This window comes from Micromonospora sp. NPDC051227, assembly GCF_044455385.1.
Taxonomy (GTDB): domain Bacteria; phylum Actinomycetota; class Actinomycetes; order Mycobacteriales; family Micromonosporaceae; genus Micromonospora.
This window is the reverse complement of sequence record NZ_JBITET010000002.1, coordinates 18,137-40,170: the sequence shown is the minus strand read 5'-3', so window position 1 is coordinate 40,170 and position 22,034 is coordinate 18,137. Positions and strand designations below refer to the sequence as shown.

The 22,034-nt window shown below is 72.9% G+C and carries 16 protein-coding genes; 11 read left to right on the top strand and 5 right to left on the bottom strand.

Annotated features, from left to right (window positions below):
* Positions 1–116: 116 nt before the first annotated feature.
* Genes mnmA through ACIA47_RS04290 form a run of 4 tightly spaced genes read left to right on the top strand, consistent with a single transcriptional unit; the run spans position 117 to position 3,675 of the window.
* Positions 117–1,190 (top strand): tRNA 2-thiouridine(34) synthase MnmA, encoded by a 1,074-nt coding sequence (gene mnmA / locus ACIA47_RS04305; protein WP_181545405.1) that lies wholly within the window; start codon positions 117–119, stop codon positions 1,188–1,190.
* 37 nt (positions 1,191–1,227) lie between these two features.
* Positions 1,228–2,232: a methionine synthase gene (locus ACIA47_RS04300; RefSeq protein ID WP_396705413.1), complete on the top strand. Its 1,005-nt coding sequence runs from the start codon at positions 1,228–1,230 to the stop codon at positions 2,230–2,232.
* Positions 2,233–2,268: 36 nt separating this feature from the next.
* A complete protein-coding gene (locus ACIA47_RS04295; protein WP_396705411.1) occupies positions 2,269–2,634 on the top strand; it encodes a VOC family protein in 366 nt (121 codons plus the stop codon).
* A 30-nt stretch (positions 2,635–2,664) separates the two neighbouring features.
* Positions 2,665–3,675: an ADP-ribosylglycohydrolase family protein gene (locus ACIA47_RS04290; RefSeq protein ID WP_396706360.1), complete on the top strand. Its 1,011-nt coding sequence runs from the start codon at positions 2,665–2,667 to the stop codon at positions 3,673–3,675.
* A gap of 220 nt (positions 3,676–3,895) precedes the next feature.
* On the opposite strand, the gene ACIA47_RS04285 is transcribed toward ACIA47_RS04290, so the two are convergent.
* Positions 3,896–4,432 (bottom strand): type II toxin-antitoxin system PemK/MazF family toxin, encoded by a 537-nt coding sequence (locus ACIA47_RS04285; RefSeq protein ID WP_396705409.1) that lies wholly within the window; start codon positions 4,430–4,432, stop codon positions 3,896–3,898.
* A gap of 344 nt (positions 4,433–4,776) precedes the next feature.
* Between ACIA47_RS04285 and ligA the strand changes: the two genes are divergently transcribed.
* The 6 genes from ligA to ACIA47_RS04255 all read left to right on the top strand — a co-directional run bounded on the left by ligA (position 4,777) and on the right by ACIA47_RS04255 (position 15,738).
* A complete protein-coding gene (gene ligA, locus ACIA47_RS04280) occupies positions 4,777–6,912 on the top strand; it encodes an NAD-dependent DNA ligase LigA (protein ID WP_396705407.1) in 2,136 nt (711 codons plus the stop codon).
* A gap of 157 nt (positions 6,913–7,069) precedes the next feature.
* Positions 7,070–9,742 carry an EAL domain-containing protein gene (locus tag ACIA47_RS04275; RefSeq protein WP_396705405.1) on the top strand — a complete coding sequence of 891 codons (2,673 nt, stop codon included), beginning with the start codon at positions 7,070–7,072 and terminating at the stop codon, positions 9,740–9,742.
* Between the two features lie 145 nt (positions 9,743–9,887).
* Positions 9,888–10,193, top strand: coding sequence for an Asp-tRNA(Asn)/Glu-tRNA(Gln) amidotransferase subunit GatC (gene gatC / locus ACIA47_RS04270; RefSeq protein ID WP_091393256.1), 306 nt, complete (start codon positions 9,888–9,890; stop codon positions 10,191–10,193).
* Positions 10,194–10,269: 76 nt separating this feature from the next.
* The gene (gatA, locus tag ACIA47_RS04265) at positions 10,270–11,745 is read left to right on the top strand and encodes an Asp-tRNA(Asn)/Glu-tRNA(Gln) amidotransferase subunit GatA (protein ID WP_203124711.1); all 1,476 of its coding nucleotides are present in this window, start codon (positions 10,270–10,272) and stop codon (positions 11,743–11,745) included.
* Positions 11,746–11,758: 13 nt separating this feature from the next.
* Positions 11,759–13,258: an Asp-tRNA(Asn)/Glu-tRNA(Gln) amidotransferase subunit GatB gene (gene gatB, locus ACIA47_RS04260; RefSeq protein ID WP_203124709.1), complete on the top strand. Its 1,500-nt coding sequence runs from the start codon at positions 11,759–11,761 to the stop codon at positions 13,256–13,258.
* Between the two features lie 122 nt (positions 13,259–13,380).
* Positions 13,381–15,738, top strand: coding sequence for a transketolase-like TK C-terminal-containing protein (locus ACIA47_RS04255; RefSeq protein ID WP_396705402.1), 2,358 nt, complete (start codon positions 13,381–13,383; stop codon positions 15,736–15,738).
* Positions 15,739–15,776: 38 nt separating this feature from the next.
* On the opposite strand, the gene ACIA47_RS04250 is transcribed toward ACIA47_RS04255, so the two are convergent.
* The 3 genes from ACIA47_RS04250 to ACIA47_RS04240 all read right to left on the bottom strand — a co-directional run bounded on the left by ACIA47_RS04250 (position 15,777) and on the right by ACIA47_RS04240 (position 20,527).
* A complete protein-coding gene (locus ACIA47_RS04250; RefSeq protein WP_203124706.1) occupies positions 15,777–17,384 on the bottom strand; it encodes a metallophosphoesterase in 1,608 nt (535 codons plus the stop codon).
* Positions 17,385–17,444: 60 nt separating this feature from the next.
* Positions 17,445–18,617, bottom strand: coding sequence for a PQQ-dependent sugar dehydrogenase (locus ACIA47_RS04245; protein ID WP_396705399.1), 1,173 nt, complete (start codon positions 18,615–18,617; stop codon positions 17,445–17,447).
* A 92-nt stretch (positions 18,618–18,709) separates the two neighbouring features.
* Positions 18,710–20,527 carry a GAF domain-containing SpoIIE family protein phosphatase gene (locus ACIA47_RS04240; RefSeq protein ID WP_396705396.1) on the bottom strand — a complete coding sequence of 606 codons (1,818 nt, stop codon included), beginning with the start codon at positions 20,525–20,527 and terminating at the stop codon, positions 18,710–18,712.
* A 184-nt stretch (positions 20,528–20,711) separates the two neighbouring features.
* Between ACIA47_RS04240 and ACIA47_RS04235 the strand changes: the two genes are divergently transcribed.
* The gene (locus ACIA47_RS04235; RefSeq protein ID WP_396705394.1) at positions 20,712–21,638 is read left to right on the top strand and encodes a 2-hydroxyacid dehydrogenase; all 927 of its coding nucleotides are present in this window, start codon (positions 20,712–20,714) and stop codon (positions 21,636–21,638) included.
* On the opposite strand, the gene ACIA47_RS04230 is transcribed toward ACIA47_RS04235, so the two are convergent.
* Positions 21,632–22,024, bottom strand: a complete 393-nt coding sequence (locus tag ACIA47_RS04230) for a PH domain-containing protein (RefSeq protein ID WP_396705393.1) — start codon at positions 22,022–22,024, stop codon at positions 21,632–21,634. The genes ACIA47_RS04235 and ACIA47_RS04230 overlap by 7 nt on opposite strands.
* Positions 22,025–22,034 lie beyond the last annotated feature (10 nt).

Genomic DNA, 22,034 nt, shown 5'->3' with positions numbered 1-22,034 from the left:
GAAACTGCAAGATCGCGTCGACGGGTGCGCGGGGCGGGCCAGGGTTCGGGGGGATTGCGGGGCTGGTGGATAGGGTTGTGGTGGGGACGGGCGGGACGGGGAAGGGGAGTGGGTCGGTGAGGGTTCTGGCGGCGATGTCGGGTGGGGTTGACTCGGCCGTGGCGGCGGCGCGGGCGGTGGCTGCCGGGCACGATGTGACCGGCGTGCACCTGGCGCTCGCCCGCAACCCACAGACCTATCGGACCGGGGCGCGCGGCTGCTGCACCCTGGAGGATTCCCGGGACGCCCGACGGGCGGCCGACGTGATCGGCATCCCGTTCTACGTGTGGGACATGGCTGACCGCTTCCACGAGGACGTGGTCGACGACTTCGTCGCCGAATACGCCGCCGGTCGTACGCCGAATCCCTGCCTGCGCTGCAACGAGAAGATCAAGTTCGCGGCGGTGCTGGACCGGGCGGTGGCCCTGGGCTTCGACGCGGTGGTGACCGGGCACCACGCCCGCCTCGGCGCGGACGGGCTGCTGCGGCGCAGTGTCGACCTGGCCAAGGACCAGTCGTACGTGCTCGCCGTGCTCACCCGCGAGCAGCTCGACCGGTCGATCTTCCCGCTCGGTGACTCGACCAAGGCGCAGGTCCGCGCCGAGGCCGCCGAGCGTGGCCTGGCCGTGGCCGACAAGCCGGACTCACACGACATCTGCTTCATCGCCGACGGGGACACCCGCGGCTTCCTGGCCGGCCGGCTCGGTGAGGCGCCCGGCGACGTGGTGGACGCGTCCACCGGCGCGGTCGTCGGCAGTCACAGCGGTGCGTACGCGTACACGGTGGGGCAGCGCCGCGGGCTGCACCTGGACCGGCCCGCCCCGGACGGCCGGCCACGCTACGTACTCTCCATCACCCCGAAGACCAACACGGTGACGGTCGGCCCGGCCGAGGCCCTGGACGTGTCCGACGTGCACGCCGTACGTCCGGTCTGGACCGGCGGCGCCCGTCCGGACGCCCCGGTCGAGTGCGAGGTGCAGTTGCGCGCGCACGGCGACGTGGTGCCGGCGACCGTCGCCCTCGACGGTGACCGGCTGCACGCCGAGCTGCGCCGACCGGTTCGCGGCGTCGCCGCCGGTCAGGCAGTGGTGGCGTACCGACCGGACCCGGCCGGCGACGTGGTCCTCGGCTCCGCGACCATCACCGGCTGACCGCACGGCCCGGGTGTCCGCGGGATAGCCTTCGCCCGTGACAGATCAGGCGTGGCCCTGGCCGGCCGGCGCGGCAACCGGAATTGGTTCGCTGCCCGGCACCGACATCGGCGAGGCTCAGCGGGTGGTCCTCGGTGAACTTCCCGAGCTGCCCCACCTGCCCGAGTTGCCGACCCGTGGCCCCGGAGCGGACATGATCGGCCGATCCGCCGGGCTGCTCGTCGAGCTGCCCGTCGAGGTGTACGCGGGGCGGTGGCGGGTCGCCCCACGCCCGGGCCGCGACCTGCGCCGGGCCCGTGACCTGATGGAACGCGACCTGGACCAGCTCGCCGAGCAGGCCGAGGGGTACAACGGGCCGATCAAGGTGCAGGCTGCCGGCCCGCTCACGCTGGCCGCCTCCCTGGAGTTGCCGATCGGTGGCCGACTGTTGCGCGATCCCGGCGCGGTCCGTGACCTGACCGGCTCCCTCGCCGAAGGGCTGCGCGCGCACGTCGCGGCGGTTGCCCGCCGGCTGCCCGGGGCATCGGTGCTGCTGCAACTGGACGAACCGTCACTGCCGACCGTGCTGGCCGGGCGGGTGCCGACCGAGAGCGGGCTGGGCGCGTACCGGGCGGTCGAGTCGGTGGACGCCGCCGCCCTGCTGCGCACGATCGTCGACGCGGTCGGCGTACCGACACTGGTGCACTGCTGCGCCCCGGACGTGCCGCTGGAGCTGATCCGCTCCACCGGCGCCGTCGCGGTCGCCCTCGACCTGGACCTGGTCACCAAGCTCGACCCGCTGGGTGAGGCGATCGACGCCGGCCTCGGGTTGCTGGCCGGGGCCGCGCCGGCCCGGCCGCCGTCGGCCGGTGGCGCGCCGACCTCCGCGCAGATCGCCGATCGGGTACGCCAGGTCTGGGACCGCCTCGGCTTTCCCCGTCGGCAGCTCGCCGAGCAGGTGGTGGTCACCCCGGCCTGCGGTCTCGCCGGTGCCACCCCGGAGTACGCGCGGGAGGTGCTCGCCGCGTGCCGGGACGCCGGCCGACGGCTCGCCGAGGTGTGAGGTTTCCTGTCGTACCCGGTGGGCAGGATGACGGTCATGATTGGACAGCTGCGTTCAGTGGTGATCGACTGCCCGGATCCGCGGGCGTTGGCGGCGTTCTACGCCGAGCTGCTCGGGGTGCCGCTCGCCGAGGGCGACTCCGACGACGACTGGGTGGTGCTGGGCGGCCCGCCCGGTCATCAGCCGCGCCTCGCCTTCCAGCAGGCGCTCAACCTGCGCCCCCCGGTCTGGCCGGATCCCGAGCGCCCACAGCAGTTCCACCTCGACGTGACGGTGGACGACATCGAGGCCGCCGAGAAGGCGGCGCTCGCGCTGGGGGCTCGGCGGCTGCCCGGCGAGGGCGAGGGCTTCCGGGTCTACGCCGATCCGGCCGGCCACCCGTTCTGCCTCTGCTGGGACTGAGCCCGCCGTGGGTTGCGGCGGCCGGGCATGATGGCCGCCGTGATCCCCACCTCTGCGCTGCGCGCCTCCGCTTCGCTCTTCGGCCTCGCCTACGGTGACGCGCTGGGCAAGCCGACCGAGTTCCTGACCGTCGCCGAGATCGAGCGCCGGTACGGCCCGGCCGGTCCGCGTGAGCTGTCCGGCGAGCCGGCACTGGTCACCGACGACACCCAGATGGCGCTGGCGGTGGGTTGGGCGCTGCACGAGGCGCCGTCGTTCACGCCGGAGGCAGTGGAGCCACTGCTGCGGCAACGCTTCCTGGCCTGGGCGGTCAGCCCGGACAACAACCGTGCCCCGGGCATGACCTGCCTGCGCGCCTGCGCCGAGCTGAGCCGTGGGGTGCGCTGGCAGGAGGCGACGGTGGTCGGCTCGAAGGGCTGCGGAGCCAACATGCGGGTCACCCCGGTCGGGTTGCTCGACGTGGACCTCGACACACTCGCCGGGTTGGCCCAGTTGCAGGCCGGGCTGACCCACGGCCACCCGACCGGGTTGGCCGCCAGCGAACTCACCGCCTACGTGGTCTTCGCGCTGCGCGCGGGCGCCTCGCTGCCCGACCTTCCCGCGCTGCTCACCGAGCGGGCACTGTCCCAGCGCCTGGTCTACCGGGAGCGGTGGCTGGGAGACCTCTGGCAGCGCGCCGGGTCCGGTTCTCCGCAGGAGTTCATCGCCCAGGGCTGGGACGAGTGTCTGGCGGTGCTGGGCCGACTGACCAACACCCTGGCGCTACCGGACGACGGTGGTGACCCGTGTCAGGCCACCGGGGAGGGCTGGGTGGCCGAGGAGGCGCTGGCCACCGCGCTGCTCTGCGCCGTACGGCACGCCGACGACCCGGTCGCGGCGCTGGCCCGCGGCGCGACCACCGCCGGCGACTCCGACTCGATCGCCGCCCTGGCCGGCGCGTTCGTGGGCGCGGCCGTCGGCATGACCGCCTGGCCGCGCGACTGGGCCGACCGCATCGAGTACGCGGACCAGTTGGCCACGCTCGGCGCGACCTGGGACTGATCCGGCCCGGTTCGGTCTGGCCTGGCTCGGCCTGGCTCGGCCTGCTCGGCCTGCCCCGCCTGGTTGGCTGACCGGCCTGCCTCGGCCGGGCAGTCATGATCAACTCGGTTTCCTGTAAACCGGGGCATCCGGGGCCTCAGGACACCGCGACTTTCAGGAACCCGAGTTGATCATGAGCCGCGCTCGGCCGCCAGGACGGGGAGGGGTGGTCGGCGGGCGGTCAGGAGGTGGGGAGGTGGCGCAGGCTGCGGACCTTTCGCCACAGGTCGGCGTCGCAGCGACCGGCGTGGTCGGCGAAGGCGGCCGAGCTGAGTCGGATCGGCTCGGTGAGGCTGAGGTAGCTGTCGTGCTCCGCGCCCGGGTCCCACTCCCGGGTGGGAATCCGCACGTGGTCGTCCCTGTCGCTCTTGTCCTGGCTGGTGATCTTCAGGACGTCGGCGCCCCGGGAGTCGGCGCGCAGCACCAGGCATGGGCGCACCTTCGACCCGCTGCCGTCGGCGTACGGCACGTCGGCCCACCAGATCTCACCGGGCGCCGGGGCGTCGCCGTGCCGGTCGGTGTCGCGCGAGCGGGGTTTGGTGGACGGCCGTTCGGCGCCACGGGGCCGCGGCGGGGTGGAACGACGACCACCGGTGCCGCCCCGACCCGGCCGGGTGCCCGGACGCCGGTTGGCCACCCGGTGCCGCCAACTGTTCCACGCCCAGCCGGCGGCCACCGCCAGCAGGATCGCCACCGCCCAGAGCAGTGCCTCGGGCATCCGTACCTCCGCGTCCCGGCGACCCGCCGGCCGCACCGTCCGGCGATCCTTGCACGCCGCCGCCCGCGCCGCCCGCCAACCACACCGCGGCCGCCCCACCGCCGCGCTGCACGCACACCTCCACGCCGCCATGCCCCCGGTGGCACTCGGCCGTCACCCTTGATCACTTGATGACCAGTAGCTGGATCGCCCCGTCGACGGCTACTGAGCATCACGTGATCACCGGATGGGGCTGAGGGTGAGGTCGCTTCGGGCGCGGGTGGGCGGCGGATTGTCCCACCGGCCCGATACGGTGCCGGAGTAGCGTGATCAGGGAGGTCGCAGGCGTGTCCGAAGGTGGCGGTGTGTCCGAGGAACAGATCGGTCAGCAGGTCAGCCCGGCGCAGGAGGCGGCGGCCGGGGCTGAGCCCACGCCGCAGGCCCGGGAACGGCATGCCGCGCTCAGTCAGGAGTTGACCGAGCATCAGTACCGCTACTACGTGCTGGACGCGCCGACCATCCCCGACGCCGATTTCGACAGGCAGTTGCGCGAGCTGGAGGCGCTGGAGGAGGAGTTTCCGGCGCTGCGGACGCCCGACTCGCCGACCCAGCGGGTGGGTGGCACGTTCTCCACCGACTTCACCCCGGTCACCCATGCCGAACGGATGCTCTCGCTCGACAACGCCTTCGCCGACGAGGAGTTGGCGGCCTGGGCCGAGCGGGTCGAACGGGACGCGGGCGGCCCGGTGCCCTACCTGTGCGAGCTGAAGGTCGACGGGCTGGCGATCAACCTGACCTACGAGAACGGCCGGCTGGTCCGGGCCGCCACCCGAGGCGACGGACGTACCGGTGAGGACGTCACGGCAAACGTGCGCAGCATCCGGGACGTGCCCAGCCAGCTCGTCGCGTCCGCCGAATTCCCGGACGTTCCCGAGTTGGTGGAGGTCCGGGGCGAGATCTACTTCCCGATCGCCGCGTTCGCCGATCTCAACGCGGGTCTGGTGGAGCAGGGCAAGGCGCCCTTCGCCAACCCCCGCAACGCCGCCGCCGGCAGCCTGCGACAGAAGGATCCACGGGTCACCGCCACCCGGCCGCTGCGCCTGGTCGTGCACGGCATCGGCGCCCGCCGGGGGTTCCAGCCCACCGCCCAGTCCGAGTCGTACGCGGCGCTCAAGTCGTGGGGGTTGCCGACCAGCGACCGGTGGCGGGTCGTCCCGGACCTGGCCGGCGTGGCGGAGTTCATCGCCTACTACGCCGAGCACCGGCACGACGTCGAGCACGAGATCGACGGCGTGGTGGTCAAGGTCGATCCGGTCTCCATTCAGGGCCGGCTCGGGTCGACCAGTCGTGCCCCGCGCTGGGCGATCGCCTTCAAGTACCCGCCGGAGGAGGTCACCACCAAGCTGCTCGACATCGACGTGAACGTGGGGCGCACCGGCCGGGTCACCCCGTTCGCCGTGCTCGAGCCGGTGCGCGTGGCCGGTTCCACTGTCGCGCTCGCCACCCTGCACAACGCCCGCGAGGTGGAGCGCAAGGGGGTGCTGATCGGCGACACGGTGGTGCTGCGCAAGGCCGGCGACGTGATTCCCGAGGTGCTCGGCCCGGTGGTCGACCTGCGGCCAGCCGATGCCCGGCCGTTCGTCATGCCGACCAGTTGCCCGGCCTGCGGCACCCCGCTCGCACCGTCGAAGGAAGGCGACGTGGACATCCGTTGCCCCAACACCCGCAGCTGCCCGGCACAGTTGCGGGAGCGGGTGTTCCACCTCGCCGGCCGGGGTGGGTTCGACATCGAGGTGCTCGGCTACAAGGGCGCGGCCGCCCTGCTCGACGCGGAGATCATCAGCGACGAGGGCGACCTGTTCCAGCTCGACGCCGAGCAGCTGTCCCGGTCGCCATTCTTCGTCAACAAGGACGGCAGCCTGGGCAGCAACGCCACCAAGTTGCTGGACAATCTCGCGGTCGCCCGGGAACGGGACCTGTGGCGGGTGCTGGTGGCGCTCTCCATCCGGCACGTCGGCCCGACCGCGGCCCAGGCGCTCGCCCGGCACTTCCGCTCGATGGACGCCATCGACGCGGCCACCGAGGAGGAGCTGTCCTCCGTCGACGGGGTCGGGCCGACCATCGCGGCCAGCATCCGGGAGTGGTTCGCGGTGGACTGGCACCGCGAGGTGGTCCGCAAGTGGGCCGAGGCCGGCGTACGGATGGCCGAGGAGGCGGTCGACGAGGGTCCGCGCCCGTTGGAGGGGTTGACCGTGGTGGTGACCGGCACCCTTGCCGGTTTCTCCCGCGACCAGGCCGCCGAGGCCGTGCAGAGCCGGGGCGGCAAGGTCAGCGGGTCGGTCTCCAAGAAGACGAGCTTCGTGGTGGTGGGGGACAACCCCGGGTCGAAGGCCGACAAGGCCGCCAGTCTCAAGGTGCCGGTGCTCGACGAGGACGGGTTCCGACTCCTGCTGGACGCCGGCCCGGACGCCGCCCGGGAGGTCGCTCAGCTGGGCGGCTGACCCCGCCGGCGGCCGGGCACGGCGACTGGCCGCGTATACCAACTTAATTACGACTACGACCGATTCGTGACTGTCGTACCGGGAAACTGGGGGCCGAGGGCGTTTCATTGGGTCACGGCGCGCGCACCGGCACGCCGATGGTCGGTCGGGAGGTGTGGTGGAGGTCGCCGACCCACGCAACTCGCTTCCTGCGGGACGGGTCGCACTGTTCGCCGCCTTCATCGCCGGCATCCTGGCGGTCGCCGCGCTGACCGCTGCCGTTCCACTCGCGACGCTCCCCGGCGAGTTGTCCCAGTTGCCGGTGGCGTTCTGGACGATGGCCGCGCTCGCCGTGGTCTGCGACGCGCGCCCGTTCGTGCCACCGGGGCGCCGGCAGACGTCGGCGGTGTTCCCGTCCACCTGCTTCACCTTCGCGATCCTGCTCGGCTGGGGTCTCGGCCCGGCGGTGCTGGTGCAGGCGGTGGGCGTCGTCGTCTCGGGTTGGCGGATGCGGCACGCGGCGTGGCGCACGGCGTTCAACGTTGGCCAGTACGCCTGTGCTCTCGCCGCCGCCTACGGGGTGATCCAGCTCGGCTCGGGCACCATCTTCTCCGGTGGGCGGTTGCACTGGACCGATGTGGCCGCCGTCGGCGGTGCCGCGCTGGCCTGGTTCGTCGTCAACTACGGGTTGGTCAGCTGGGCGGTGCGGCTCCGGTTCGGGGATCGCTGGTGGCCCACCGTCCGCCAGGGCCTCGGCTTCGAGTTGCTCTCCACCGGCTCACTGCTGCTGCTCGCCCCGGTGCTGGTCGCGGCGGCGCGGGTCAGCGCCGCGCTGATCCCGCTGGTGCTGGTACCGCTCTTCGCCGTCTACCGGATGGCACGGTTGACCAACGAACAGCAGCACCTCGCCGCCGCCGACCCGCTGACCGGGCTGCCCAACCGCAAGGCCCTGCTGGCCGAGGTGGCCGAGCAGGTGCACCTGCACGCCGAGCGGACCGCCCGTGGTGAACCCGACGGGCAACTCGCGCTCCTGCTGATCGACCTGGACCGTTTCAAGAACGTCAACGACGCCCTCGGGCACGCCGTGGGCGACCGGCTGCTGGTCGAGGTCAGCGCCCGACTCACCGACATGCAGCCACGACCACAGATGATCGCCCGGCTGGGCGGTGACGAGTTCGCCATCGTGATGACCGGGCTGACCGACGTCGGTCAGACGCGGGAGTTGGCCGACCGGGTGGTTCAGGCGCTGGCCGAGCCGGTGCCGCTCGACGGGCTGCCGTTGGACGTGGGCGGGTCGATCGGGATCGCCTTCTTCCCGGAGCACGGCGAGGATTTCGCCACCCTGATGCGCCACGCCGACGTCGCGATGTACGACGCCAAGCACCGCAACGACACGGTGGCCGTGTACGCCCCGGAGTCCGACCACAACTCCGCCGAGCGCCTCGGCCTCCTCGCCGACCTGCGCCGCGTACTGGAGACCAGCCCTTCGGCCGAGGGGCCGTTCGACGCCGACGCCGAGCCGGCGGTTCAGGGCCGCGGCGAGGGTGCGCAGCCGGACGGGAACGGCCGGCACGGCGTGCCGAGCGACGCCGAGCGGACTGCCGACGTACCCCTTGTCGCGTCGGCGGAGGTGCGCGGCGGTGACGGGGCGGCGCTGCCTACCGGCGCCCCGGCCGAGGGCGCGCTGCCCACCGCGGCGTCGGACCGGTCCGCGGCAGCGGCGGACCCGGCGTCGGCGGTCGCCACAGCACGGCCGGGAGCTGCCCGGTGGTGGGCACGCCGTCGGCGCACCGACGCCGAGCTGGTGCACTCCGATGAGCTGATCAACCGGATCGCCACCGGAGCCGACCCGATCCGGGGGCGCAACGCCCGTGCCACGGTCGCCGGCGCCCGTTCCGGCCCGGTCCGGGAGCGGCGCGCCGGGGGCGGGATCGGTCGACGGTCCCCGAACGGGGGCGCGGCGGGCAAGGGGCGCGACGGGGCTCGGCGGGACGTCGGGCCGGGTACACCAGGGCAGCCACTCGAACCGACCGGGTGGGCACACGCGGACGATGAGCCGGCCGACGACGCCGGGGAAATCACCATGTACTACCAGCCGCAGATCGCCATCGCGACCGGTGAGGTGGTCGGCGTCGAGGCACTGCTGCGGTGGCGGCACCCCCGGCGGGGCATGGTCGACCCGGAGGAACTCATCCGGGTCGCCGAGCAGAGCGCCGTGATGCGACTGCTCACCCGTCGTGTCGTCGACGACGTGGTGGAGCAGCTCGCCAAGTGGTCGGCGGCCGGCATCGGCCTGCGCGCGGCGCTGAACGTGAGCGTGCGCGACCTGCACACCGGCGAGATCGCCGACCAGATCGCCGACCGGCTGGCCCGCTACGGGGTGCCGGCCGAGCGGCTTCAGGTCGAGATCACCGAGGGCGCGTTGATGGCCGACCCGCGCCGGGTGCTGGCCACCATCTCCCGCCTGCACCGGATCGGGGTGGCCATCGCGCTGGACGACTTCGGCACCGGCTACTCCTCGCTCCAGCACCTGCGCCGCCTGCCGCTGGCCGAGGTGAAGGTGGACCGGTCGTTCGTCCTCGGCATGGCCGACGACGCCGACGACGCGGCGATCGTCCGGTCGATGATCGAGCTGGCCGGCGCGCTGGGGCTGCGGGTGGTCGCCGAGGGTGTCGAGGACGAGCGGACCTGGCGGATGCTGCACGCCGCCGGCTGCGACGCCGCTCAGGGCTGGTTCTACGCCCGGCCGATGCCGGCCGAGGAGTTGGTCACCTGGCTGGCCCGGTACCGGCCGGTCCGCCCGACCGGGGGGCACCCGCAGCCGGATGCCGATCGCCGTCCCACCCGCTGACCCGGCACGAGGGTCGCTGGAGGGGGAGTCGGGGACGCGGCACCGGAGCGGAACAATAGACTCGCTCCGGTCACCGCGTGTCACGCTCCACCTGTCGCGCGGCCGGCACACCGCCCGACCAGCAGGAATTCAGAAGGGGGCACGGATGGCCGCCATCTCCCGCGAGGAGGTCGCGCACCTGGCGCGCCTGTCGCGGCTCGCCGTCACCGAGGAGGAGCTGGACACGTTCGCCGGCCAGCTCGACGTGATCCTCCAAGCGGTCGCCCAGGTCGGCGAGGTCGCCGCCGCGGACATCCCGCCGACCTCGCACTCGGTGCCGCTGACCAACATCTTCCGCGAGGACGTCGTCACGCCGTGCCTGACCCCGGAGGAAGCGCTGTCGGGCGCGCCCGACGCCGAGGACCAGCGGTTCCGCGTACCGCGGATCCTGACCGAGGATGTGGCCTCATGAGCGAGCGTCAGCGAGCGAATCAGCAGTGCAGCGCCGTGGTGCCTCATGGCGTCGCGGAGCGAAGCGGAGTGACGGCATGAGCGATCTGATCAAGATGACCGCGACGGAGATCGCGGCCCTGGTCGCCGGGGGCGAGACGTCCGCCGTCGAGGTGACGCAGGCGCACCTGGACCGGATCGCCGCGGTCGACGACCGGGTGCACGCCTTCCTGCACGTCGACACCGAAGGCGCGCTCGCCGCGGCCCGCGCGGTGGACGAGCGCCGGGCCGCCGGCGAGGAGCTGGGCCCGCTCGCCGGTGTGCCGGTCGCGGTCAAGGACGTGCTCGCCACCCGGGGCGTGCCGACCACCGTGGGGTCGAAGATCCTGGAGGGCTGGCGCCCGCCGTACGACGCGACGATCGTGCAGCGGCTGCGGGAGGCCGGCACGGTGATGCTCGGCAAGACCAACATGGACGAGTTCGCGATGGGCTCCTCCACCGAATACTCGGCGTACGGCCCGACGCACAACCCGTGGGACCTGAGCCGGATCCCGGGTGGCTCGGGTGGTGGCAGCGCCGCCGCGCTGGCCGCGTACGAGGCGCCGCTGGCGATCGGCTCGGACACCGGCGGCTCGATCCGCCAGCCCGGCGCGGTCACCGGCACCGTGGGCGCCAAGCCCACCTACGGCGGCACCTCCCGTTACGGGCTGGTGGCCTTCTCCTCGTCGCTCGACACCCCCGGCCCGTGTGCCCGGACGGTGCTCGACGCGGCCCTGCTGCACCAGGTGATCGGCGGTCACGACCCGCGCGACTCCACCTCGATCCCGCAGCCGGTGCCGGACGTGGTGGCGGCGGCGAAGCTCGGCGCGACCGGTGACCTCACCGGTGTGCGGCTCGGCATCGTGAGCGAGTTCGTGGGCGAGGGCGCCGAGCCGGGCGTGATGGCCGCGTTCCGCGAGTCGGTGGACGCGCTGACCAAGATGGGTGCCGAGGTCGTCGAGGTGTCCTGCCCGACATTCGCGTACGCCCTGCCGGCGTACTACCTGATCGCCCCGAGCGAGTGCTCCTCCAACCTGGCCCGGTTCGACGGTGTCCGGTTCGGCCTGCGGGTCGGCGACGACGGCAACCGGTCGCTGGAGGAGGTCATGTCGCTGACCCGCGAGGCCGGCTTCGGCCCGGAGGTCAAGCGCCGCATCATGATCGGCACGTACGCGCTGTCGTCGGGCTACTACGACGCGTACTACGGGCAGGCGCAGAAGGTCCGGACGCTGATCACCCGGGACTTCACCGCCGCGTTCGAGCGGGTCGACGCGCTGATCTCGCCGACCACCCCGTCGGTGGCGTTCCCGATGGGCGCGCGGACCGCCGACCCGTACCAGATGTACCTGGCCGACCTCTACACGATTCCGACCAACCTGTACGGCGGGCCGGGCATCTCGGTGCCCTGTGGGCTCTCCGACGGGCTGCCGGTCGGTTTGCAGGTGATGGCCCCGACGATGGCCGACGACCGGATGTACCGGGTCGCCGCCGCGTTGGAGTCCGCCGTCGGCACGTTCACCCCACCGACGCTGTGAGGCAGGAGCCCCGATGACCACGACACTGCCCGCGTACGACGAGGTCGTTGCGCGCTTCGAACCGGTGATCGGCCTGGAGACCCACGTCGAGCTGGGCACGAACACCAAGATGTTCTGCGGTTGCCCGACCGACTTCGGCGGCGAGCCGAACACCCGGGTCTGCCCGGTGTGCCTGGGCCTGCCCGGTTCGCTGCCGGTGGCCAACAAGGCGGCCATCGAGGCGATCATCCGGATCGGCCTGGCGTTGAACTGCTCGATCGCCGAGTGGTGCCGGTTCGCCCGGAAGAACTACTTCTACCCGGACATGCCGAAGAACTTCCAGATCAGCCAGTACGACGAGCCGATCTGCGTCGACGGCTACCTGGACGTCGAGGTGGGCGGCGAGACGGTACGGATCGAGATCGAGCGGGTGCACCTCGAGGAGGACACCGGCAAGACGCTGCACGTCGGCGGCGCCACCGGCCGCATCCACGGCGCGACGGAGTCGCTGGTCGACTACAACCGGGCCGGCATCCCGCTGGTAGAGATCGTCACCAAGCCGATCACGGGCACCGGTGCGCTCGCCCCCGAGGTGGCGAAGGCGTACGTCGCCGAACTGCGCGACGTGATCCGCACCCTGGGCGTCTCCGACGTGCGGATGGAGGAGGGTTCGCTGCGCTGCGACGTGAACACCTCGCTCAACCTGCCGGGCGCGGAGTGGGGCACCCGTACCGAGACCAAGAACGTCAACTCGCTGCGGTCGGTGGAGCGGGCGGTCCGCTCGGAGATGCTGCGGCAGGCGTCGGTGCTCGACGCGGGCGGCCGGATCACCCAGGAGACGCGCCACTTCCACGAGGACACCGGTGACACCACCCCGGGTCGCTCGAAGGAGACGGCCACCGACTACCGGTACTTCCCCGAGCCGGATCTGGTGCCGATCGCCCCGGACCCGGCCTGGGTCGCCGAGCTGAAGGCCGCCCTGCCGGAGCTGCCCCGGGTGCACCGGCGTCGGCTCCAGCAGCAGTGGGGCCTCTCCGACCTGGACATGCAGTCGGTGCTGAACGCCGGAGCGGTCGAGCTGATCGAGGCCACCGTGGCCGCCGGCACCACCCCGGCCGCGGCCCGCAAGTGGTGGCTGGGTGAGCTGTCCCGCCGGGCCAACGAGAGCGGCGTGGAGCTGGCCGAGATCGGTGCCACCCCCGCCCAGGTCGCCGAGCTTCAGGGTCTTGTCGACGCCGGCAAGCTCAACGACAAGATGGCCCGCACGGTGCTGGAGGGCGTGGTCGACGGTGAGGGCTCGCCCACCGAGATCATGACCAGCCGGGGCCTGGAGGTCGTGTCGGACACCGGCGCGCTCACCGCCGCCGTGGACGAGGCGATCGCCGCGAACCCGGGCATCGCCGACAAGATCCGCAGCGGCAAGGTCGCGGCGGTCGGCGCGCTGGTCGGCGCGGTCATGAAGACCACTCGTGGTCAGGCCGACGCGAAGACCCTGCGTGAGCTGATCCTGGAGCGCCTCGGCGTCCAGGGCTGAAACCCACCCGGAGCAGGCCGCCGCCGGGATCCGGCGGCGGCCTTCCGCCACCCCCTGTCGACTACGCGGCCACCCCGCACCCCTCGCGAGGGCGTCAACGGCGACGCCTGGATGGAGCCACCGTGACCGAGCACGACCTCGATGTCCTCGACGAGATCCAGCAGCGGGTGCTCTGGCTCGCCACCCGGATCGTGGATGCCGCCAACCATGACCGGGCCACCGGCGACGGTGTGAAGGTCGGCGGCCACCAGGCGTCCAGCGCCTCCCTGGTCACGGCGATGACCGCGCTCTGGTTCGCGCACCTGGACGTCGAGGACCGGGTCGCCGTGAAGCCGCACGCGTCCCCGGTGTTCCACGCCATCCAGTACCTGCTCGGCAACCTGGACCGTTCCTACCTGCCCCGGCTGCGGGCCCGCGGCGGCCTCCAGTCGTACCCGTCGCGCACCAAGGACCCGGACGCTGTGGACTTCTCCACCGGTTCGGTCGGCCTGGGCGCGGCGGCGCCGCTCTTCGCCGCCGCCACCCGGCGGTACGTCGACGCGCACTTCGGGGCCCGCCCGCACTCCCGGTTCGTGGCGTTGATCGGCGACGCCGAGCTGGACGAGGGCAACATCTGGGAGGCGGTGGCCGACCCGGCGACCACCGGGCTGGGCAACGTCATGTGGCTCGTCGACTTCAACCGCCAGTCGCTGGACCGGGTGGTCCCCGGCATTCGGATCAACCAGTGGCGGGGCCAGTTCGAGGCGGCCGGCTGGCACGTCGTGGAGGTCAAGTACGGCCGCCGGCTCGCCGAGGCGTACGCCCGGCCGGGCGGCGAGGCGCTGCGCGACTGGATCGACGCGATGCCCAACGAGCAGTACCAGTCGCTGTTCGGGCTGACCGGCCCGGCGCTGCGCAAGCAGTTCCTGGACGGCGCTCCGGCCGGCATCGCCGAGCTGATCGCCGACGTCTCCGACGAGGAGCTCGGCCCGCTCGTCACCGACCTGGGCGGGCACGACCTTCAGGCGATGCTGGACGCGTACGCCCAGTGTGACGCGGTCACCGACCGGCCCAGCGTCGTCTTCGCGTACACGGTGAAGGGTTGGGGGTTGCCCATCGCCGGCAATCCGCGCAACCATTCCGCGCTGCTCAGCTCGGAGCAGGTCGACACGCTGCGCGCCGCGCAGGGGTTGACCGCCGAGACCGAGTGGGACCGCCTCGACCCGGCGTCACCCGCCGGGATCCAGGCCGGCGCCCGCCGGGAGGCGCTGTCCCGCGCGCCGCGCGAGCGCGCGTTGGGGGTCACCGTCCCGGAGAGCACGGGAGTACGCGCAACCAAGCCGATCTCCACGCAGGAGGTCTTCGGTCGGGTGCTGGTTGACCTGGCCCGGGACCGGGAGGTGGGCCGCTACCTGGTCACCACCGCCCCGGACGTGGCCACCTCCACCAACCTCGCCGGGTTCATCAACAAGACCGGGGTGTTCGCCCCCACCGAGCAGCGTTCCTGGACCGAGGACCGGATGCTGCGCTGGACGGAGAGCCCCGCTGGGCAGCACATCGAGCTGGGCATCTCGGAGATGAACCTGTTCCTGCTGCTCGGTCAGCTCGGGCTGTCCTGGGACCTGTCCGGGCAGCCGCTGCTGCCGGTGGGCACTGTCTACGACCCGTTCGTGCTGCGCGGCCTCGACGCGTTCCTGTACGGCACCTACTCCGGCTCCCGGTTCGTGGTGGCCGGCACCCCGTCCGGCATCACCCTCGCCCCGGAGGGCGGCGCCCACCAGTCCACGATCACCGCGTCGGTCGGCCTGGAGCTGCCCGGGGTGACCTTCGTCGAGCCGGCGTACGCGGCCACCCTCGACTGGCTGCTCTGCGACGCGCTCGGTCAGATCGCCGGCGGGTCGGCCCCGGCCGCGACCGCCGCACCCGCCGAGGACGGCGCGTACTACTTCCGGTTGAGCACCCGACCGCTGGACCAGGCGCCGTTCGAGGCGGCCCGGGCGCGGCTCGGCGACGCGGTGCTGCGCCGTCAGGTCGTCGCCGGGGCGTACCGGCTGGTCGACGCGCACCAGGCGTACCCGCACCTGGTCGACGCCCCGGTGGTGCAGCTGGCCGCCTCCGGCGCGGTGCTGCCCGAGGTGCTGGCCGCCGCTGCCGAGTTGGCCGACGAGGGCATCGCCGCGCACGTGGTCGACGTGACCTCACTGGACCGGCTCTACCGGGCCTGGCAGCGCACCCTTCGCCAGGGCGTACGGACGGCCACGGTGCCCAGCGTGCCGGGCGCGCTGCGGTCCGCGTTCGCCGATCGGGTGCCGGTGGTGACAGTGCACGACGCCGCGTCGCACGCGATGGCCTGGCTCGGTTCGGCGGTCGGCGCACCGGCGGTGCCGCTGGGCGTGGACGAGTTCGGCCAGTCCGGCAGCGTCGCCGAGCTGTACGAACTGCACGACCTGCTGCCCGGCAGCATCGTCAACGCCGCCCTGGCCGCCATCGCCCTCCGCTGACCCGTCGACCGCCCGCCGGTCCGCTGGCGGGCGTCGGCTCAGCCGGTCGGCGTCGGCGTGGGTGTGGCGGGGACACCACCGCTCGGCGTGGGTGTGGGTGTGGCGGGGACGCCGGCGGTCGGGTTCTCCACCAGGCGTCGTTCCAGGTTGACCTGGGCCTGGCCGGTGCCGCCGACGGTGATGGTGTCGTACGCCTGGAGCAGCTTCTGCTCGTCGAAGTAGAGCACGCTCATCGACAGCGGGGTTGGCTTCTCACCCTCCAGGCCGCGCAGCCCGGCGCCGCCGGTGGAGCCCTCCACCATCAGCGTGGTGCGCTGCTGCCCGGGCGCCTGCGGCAGCTCGGAGACCTGCCGGGAGTGGGTGTGCCCGGCCAGCACCAGCGGGCAGGTGCCGGCGAGCGGCCCAGCCGACGCCGGGTCGTGCACGAGCGCGATGTTGACCGGTCGCGGTGAGCTGCGGACCGTCGCGGCGAGCTGGTTGCCGGCCCCGATCACCTGGTCGGCCACCTGCTGGGTCAACCCGCTGCCGGCCGGGGAGGTGTTCTTGTCCGGGGTGAAGCGGGGGTCGCCGATGCCGGCGATGGTCAACCCGGCGACCGTCGTGGTCGTGTTGTTCAACACGATCGCGTTCGGCTGACGGGCCACCGCGGCGGCGGTCTTGCCGGAGTCGTGGTTGCCCCGGATGAAGACGTACGGCTTCTTCAGCAGGCCGATCGAGGCGACGAACGAGGCCTCCGGTTCGCTGCCCCAGTCGGTGATGTCCCCGGTGTCGATCACCACGTCGATGCCGAACTGCTCCACTACCGTCCGGATCAGTTGCCAGCCGGTGGGGTTGAGGTGCATGTCGGAGACGTGCAGCACCCGCGTGGTGCCCGGGGTCGGCTCCAACAGCGGAAGCGCCGACACGGTGGTGTAGAGCTGGCTGACGTTGCCGACCAGACGCTGCAACTGCTCCGCGTACTTGGTGTAGTCGTTGGCGATCCGGCGGGCGTCACCGACGATGGCCGGCGCGTTGACCAGCAGCCCCTCGTAGCGCGGCTCCTCGATGGCCTGCGGACGAAGGGTGGCCGCCGCCGTGCCGAGGCTGCCGGCGGTGACCAGCAGCGCCAGCCCACCCGCCCAGGCGGTGCGCCGGGCGTTGCGGAAGATCAGCCCGGCCAGGATCAACGTGACAAGCACCGACGCGCCGAGGGTACGCAGGCCGAGGCGCATCACCCCGGAGCGGACGTCCTCCACGGCGCTCTGGCTGGCCCGGCTGATGCTGGCCGGATCGTCGATCAGCGCCTCGGTACGCCCCTGGTCGAGCGCGCCCAGCCGGACGGTGAGATGGGTGGGCCCGTCGTGGCTGTCGAGCAGCAGCGCGCCCAGCGGCGGGATGTCGACTGTGGTGCCGCCGTCCCGGGCGGGGGAGATGCTGAGGTTGGCCCGGAACGGGCCGATGTCGGTGCTCACCTGGCCACCGGCCAGCACCCCGAGCACCGCCCCGGCCAGGGCCACGGCGAGGACGGCGACGATCAGCCCGAGGCGGCGCAGCGGGCCGGCCGCGCCGACCCACCAACCCGTCGTCGGGCGCGGCTGATCGTCACCGGTCACCGGGTCGTCCCGGTCACCGGCGTCGTCGTGCCCCTCGTCGCGTTGCCCGTCCATGCTGAAATTCTGACCTGCCCGTCGGAAGATCTTGGCAAACCTGAACGGATGGTGACGCAATCAGCTGCGTCCGCCGTCACCACCCGCGAAGACCACCCGCAGCAGCCGGTCGTCGTCGCCCGCCGGATCGCCCCGGCCGTCGTGGTTGGAGGTGCTCACCCAGAGCGACCCGTCCGGTGCCGCGGCCACCGCACGGAGCCGACCGTAGCGGTTGGTGAGCAGCTCACTGGGCTGACCCAGCAGGGTGCCGGTGTCGGTCAGCTCCATCACCCAGAGGCGCTTGCCGCGCAGACAGCCGGTGACCAGCAGCCGGTCCGTGGCCGCCAGACCGGAGCAGGACGCGTCCGACGTCGCCCACTGCGCGATCGGGTCGGTGAACCGCTTGTCGCCGGCCTGGCCCTCGACCTCCGGCCACCCGTAGTTGCCGCCCCTGGTGATCTGGTTGATCTCGTCCCAGGTGTTCTGGCCGAACTCGACGGCGTACATCCGCTTAGCGGCGTCCCAGGCGAGACCCTGGACGTTGCGGTGCCCCAAGGACCAGACCGGGGAGTTGGGGTACGGATTGCCGGCGGCGGGCTTACCGTCCGGGGTGATCCGGAGGATCTTGCCGCCGAGGCTCTTCACGTCCTGGGAGAGGGGGCGCTGACCGGCGTCACCGGTGCTGACGTAGAGCTGTTTGTCCGGTCCGAAGCCCAGCCCACCACCGTTGTGCACATTGGCCTTCGGGATGCCGGTGAGGATCGGGGTGGGCTGCCCGCCGAGTTGCAGCCGGGCGACCCGGTTGTCCCGCTCGGTGGTGTAGTAGACGAACACCGTCCGGTCCCGGGCGTAGTCGGGGGAGACGGCGACGCCGAGCAGGCCACCCTCGCCCGCCGCCGCCACGTCGGGGATCGTCTGCACCGGGCGGACCCGCAGCCCGTCCGGCCCGGACTCGGGCCCGACCTGGAGGATCCGGCCGTTGTCCCGCTCGGTGACCAACGCACCGCCGTCCGGCAGGAAGGCGATCGCCCACGGCACCCGCAGACCCTTGGCGAGCACTGTCGCCACCGCCTGCTGGCCGGCACCGCCGGGGCTCGCCGACGCGGACGGGGTCGGCAGGTTGGGCGGTTCGCCGGCCGGGTCGGGCTCCGGCTCGCCGAAGCTGCAACCGGCGGTGAACAGCAGCGCCGCGCAGGACGCCGCGAGGGCCACCCGGAGGCGGTGGATGCGAGGGTACGGGGGACGGGCGCTCACCCGGCCCAGGGTAGCCCGCCGCGCGACCCGGCCGGGCCCGTCGAGAGGCAACGGGTGCCGATGGACCCGCTCGATGATCCCCGGTTAACCACTCACCGAGCCCGTACGGCCAGCAGCGCGGTGTCGTCCTCACGGTGTCGGATCGAGGCGAGCACCAGGTCGCACAGGTCGTCGAGGGGCAGCGTGTCGGTGCCGGTCAGCCGGCCCACCAGCTCGGCCAACCCCTCGTCGATGGAGCGGTCCCGCCGTTCGATCAGCCCATCCGTGTAGAGCAGCAGGGTGTCGCCGGTGGCCAGGATGGTCGACTGGCTGCTGCGGGGCGACGGGCGGCCCAGGCCGAGCAGCGGCTCCGGCGTCGCCTCAAGGGACTCCACCGCCCCGCCGACCCGGACCACCAGGGCCGGCGGGTGCCCTGCGTTGGACCAGGTCACCTCGTGCACACCGGCGCGCTGCGGACAGATCCGCACCAGCGTCGCGGTGGCGGCGATCGGCAGCCGCAGGCCACGGATGGCGCCATCCAGGTTGCTCATCAGTGACCCGACCGCATCCGGCCGGCCGAAGGCGTTGCCCCGCACCAGGTTGCGCAGCTGGCCCATGGTCGCCGCCGCCTCGATGTCGTGCCCGGCCACGTCACCGATCGCCGCGATCACGTCGCCGTCGGGCTGCACGAAGGCGTCGTACCAGTCACCGCCCACCTCGACCCGGTCGGCCGCCGGCTGGTAGCGGGCCGCCAACTCCAGCTCCGCCACCACCGGCAGTTGGGGCAGCATGCTGTGTTGCAGGACCTCGGCGACGTGCCGTTGCTCGCCGTACATCGAGCTGTTGCCGACGGCCTGGCCGGCCCGACGGCCGATGTCGACAGCGGTGAGCAGGTCCCGGTCGTCGAACTGCTGACGCTCTCCGCCGTTGACGAGGGTGATCGCCCCCAGCACCGTGCCGCCGACGCCCCGCACCGGCACGCTCAGGTAGGAGGCGATGCCCAGCCGACTGGCGATGGAGGCCATCTCCGGGTGGGTGGTGCCCCTTGTCACGTCGGCCAGGGACGCCACGCTGCCGAGCCGGGGCTGGCCGGTCCGGAGCACGGTCCGGATGATCGACTCGGAGCTCAGCCCGGTACGCAGCAGATCGCCGAAGCGGTCGACGTCCGCCGCGCGGGCCGGGTCCCGGTGCACCGAGACCACCTCGCGGGGCAGGCCGGTCGGCCCGATCAGGGTGAGCAGGCACCAGTCGGCGAGCAGCGGCACCATGGTGGCTGCGAGCCGGCGCAGCGCGATGCCCACGTCCAGGGTGCCGGCCAGCGTCTCGCTCACCCCGGCCAGCAGTTCCAGCCGCCCGTGCGCCTGCACCACCCGCCGCCGGGCCTCCTGCGCGCCGTCGAGCGCGATCCGCAGCCGCAGCTCCGACGAGCAGGCGGCGGCCAGGTCGGCCAGGGTCCGCAGCTGCGCTGCCGTCCAGGCGCGGGGCTTGCTGTCGATGGCGCAGAGCGAGCCGAGCACCCGGCCGGAGAGGTCGGTCAGTGGTATCCCGGCGTACGCGACCACGCCAAGGTCGTCGATGGCCAGGTTGTCCCGGACGCGGGGGTGGAGCCGGGCGTCCGGCAGCACCATCGGCACCTCGTCGTCCACCACGTGCTGACAGAACGAGTGACTCAGCGGGGTCTGCCGACGCTCCGACCAGGGCTCCGGCAACCCGACCGCCCCCGGGAAGAACTGCCGGTCGGCGGAGACCAGGGAGACCAGCGCGACCGGCACGTCCAACAGGTCGCTGACCAGCCGGGCGAACCGGTCGAACGCCTCGTCCGGGGCGGCGTCCAGCCCGGTGTCGGCGAGCGCGCGCAATCGCGCCGGGTCGCCGAGCACCGAGGGTGGCGCAATGGAACGCCGGGCGGAGGCGGGGGAGCCGTCGTTCATCGTGCACCTGTCTGCCGGGCGGAGGCGGACGGCCCTCCGACCCTTCCTTATACCTCGCGCGGGCCCGGATCGAACCTCGCTGTGCTGAGTCTCGCCCGCCGCCGCCTCGTGCGCCACCGCTCGGGACGCCGGTTCGCCGCCGTGCCTGCACCGGCAGCGGCCGCGGGGACTATCGTCGACGGACGTGAAGGTATGGATTCCGCACCAGGCCGGCCTGAACCTCCTGGGCGAGCTGCCCGCGGACGTGACAGTGGAGGTCTTCGAGCACACTGACCGGATGCCGTCCGAGGCGGCCGACGTCCGCTTCTGGGTGCCGCCGTTCCTGGGCGGCTCGGACGCGACGGCGGTGCTGCGGGAGCTGCCCGACCTGGCCGTGGTGCAGTTGCTCTCCGCCGGGGCGGACGCCTGGGCCGGCCGGACACCGCCGGCTGTGACGCTCTGCGACGCCCGGGGCGTGCACGACCCGTCCACCGCCGAGTGGGTCGTCACCGCGATCCTCACCCAGCTGCGGGCGTTCCCGGCGTTCGTCCGCGCGCAGGCCGAGCGGCGCTGGACGTTCGCGGAGAACACCCCGACCGACGAGCTGACCGGTAAGCGGGTGCTCATCATCGGCGCCGGCTCGATCGGTGCTGCGGTGCGCGACCGGCTCGCTCCGTTCGACGTGAGCTTCACCCTGGTCGCCAGGACGGCCCGCCCGGAGCAGGGGGTGCACGCCGTCGAGGAGCTACCCCGGCTGCTGCCCGACGCGGACGTGGTGGTGGTGCTGGTGCCGCTCACCGACCAGACCCGTGGCCTGATCGACAAGGCGTTCCTGGCCGCGATGCCGGACGGGGCGCTGCTGGTCAACGCCGCCCGCGGCCCGGTCGCGCACACCGAGGCGCTCGTCGCCGAGCTGGGCACCGGTCGGATCTCGGCGGCGTTGGACGTCACCGACCCGGAGCCGCTGCCCGCCGACTCGCCGCTCTGGGGCATGCCGAACGTGTTGCTCACCCCGCACGTCGGCGGGTCGGTGCGCGGGCTGTTGCCACGGGCCTACCGGCTGGTGGGCGATCAGGTCCGCCGGTTCGCCGCCGGGCAACCGCTGATCAACACGGTGGTCGACGGCTACTGACCGGGGGTGTCCGCCGGAGCGTCCGGCAGCGGCTGGCCGGTCGCCGCGACCAGTCGGGGCAGATCCGCCCCACGGACGGCCGGCAGAGTGACCTGGCGGCCGTCGTCGAGCCGGGCCACCGCGCGCCCGCGCTGGTCGGTGGTCAGCTCGAGGACCTGGTCCCACTCGATCCGACGCTGCCCGACCAGCGCCCGGATGCGCAGCTCCCGCGCGTCGGCGTCGGTGCCGGCCCGCCAGGCCCACACCGCGACGGCGAGCGGGACGAGCAGCACCGGCAGCAGGTAGTCCCGGGCGTTGGCCAGCGGCAGGGCGCCGACGAAGGCGATGATCGCGGCCACCAGGATGGCTTGGTTGTACCGGAAGCGGACCGTGTCGGGCTTACTCACCCTCCGATGA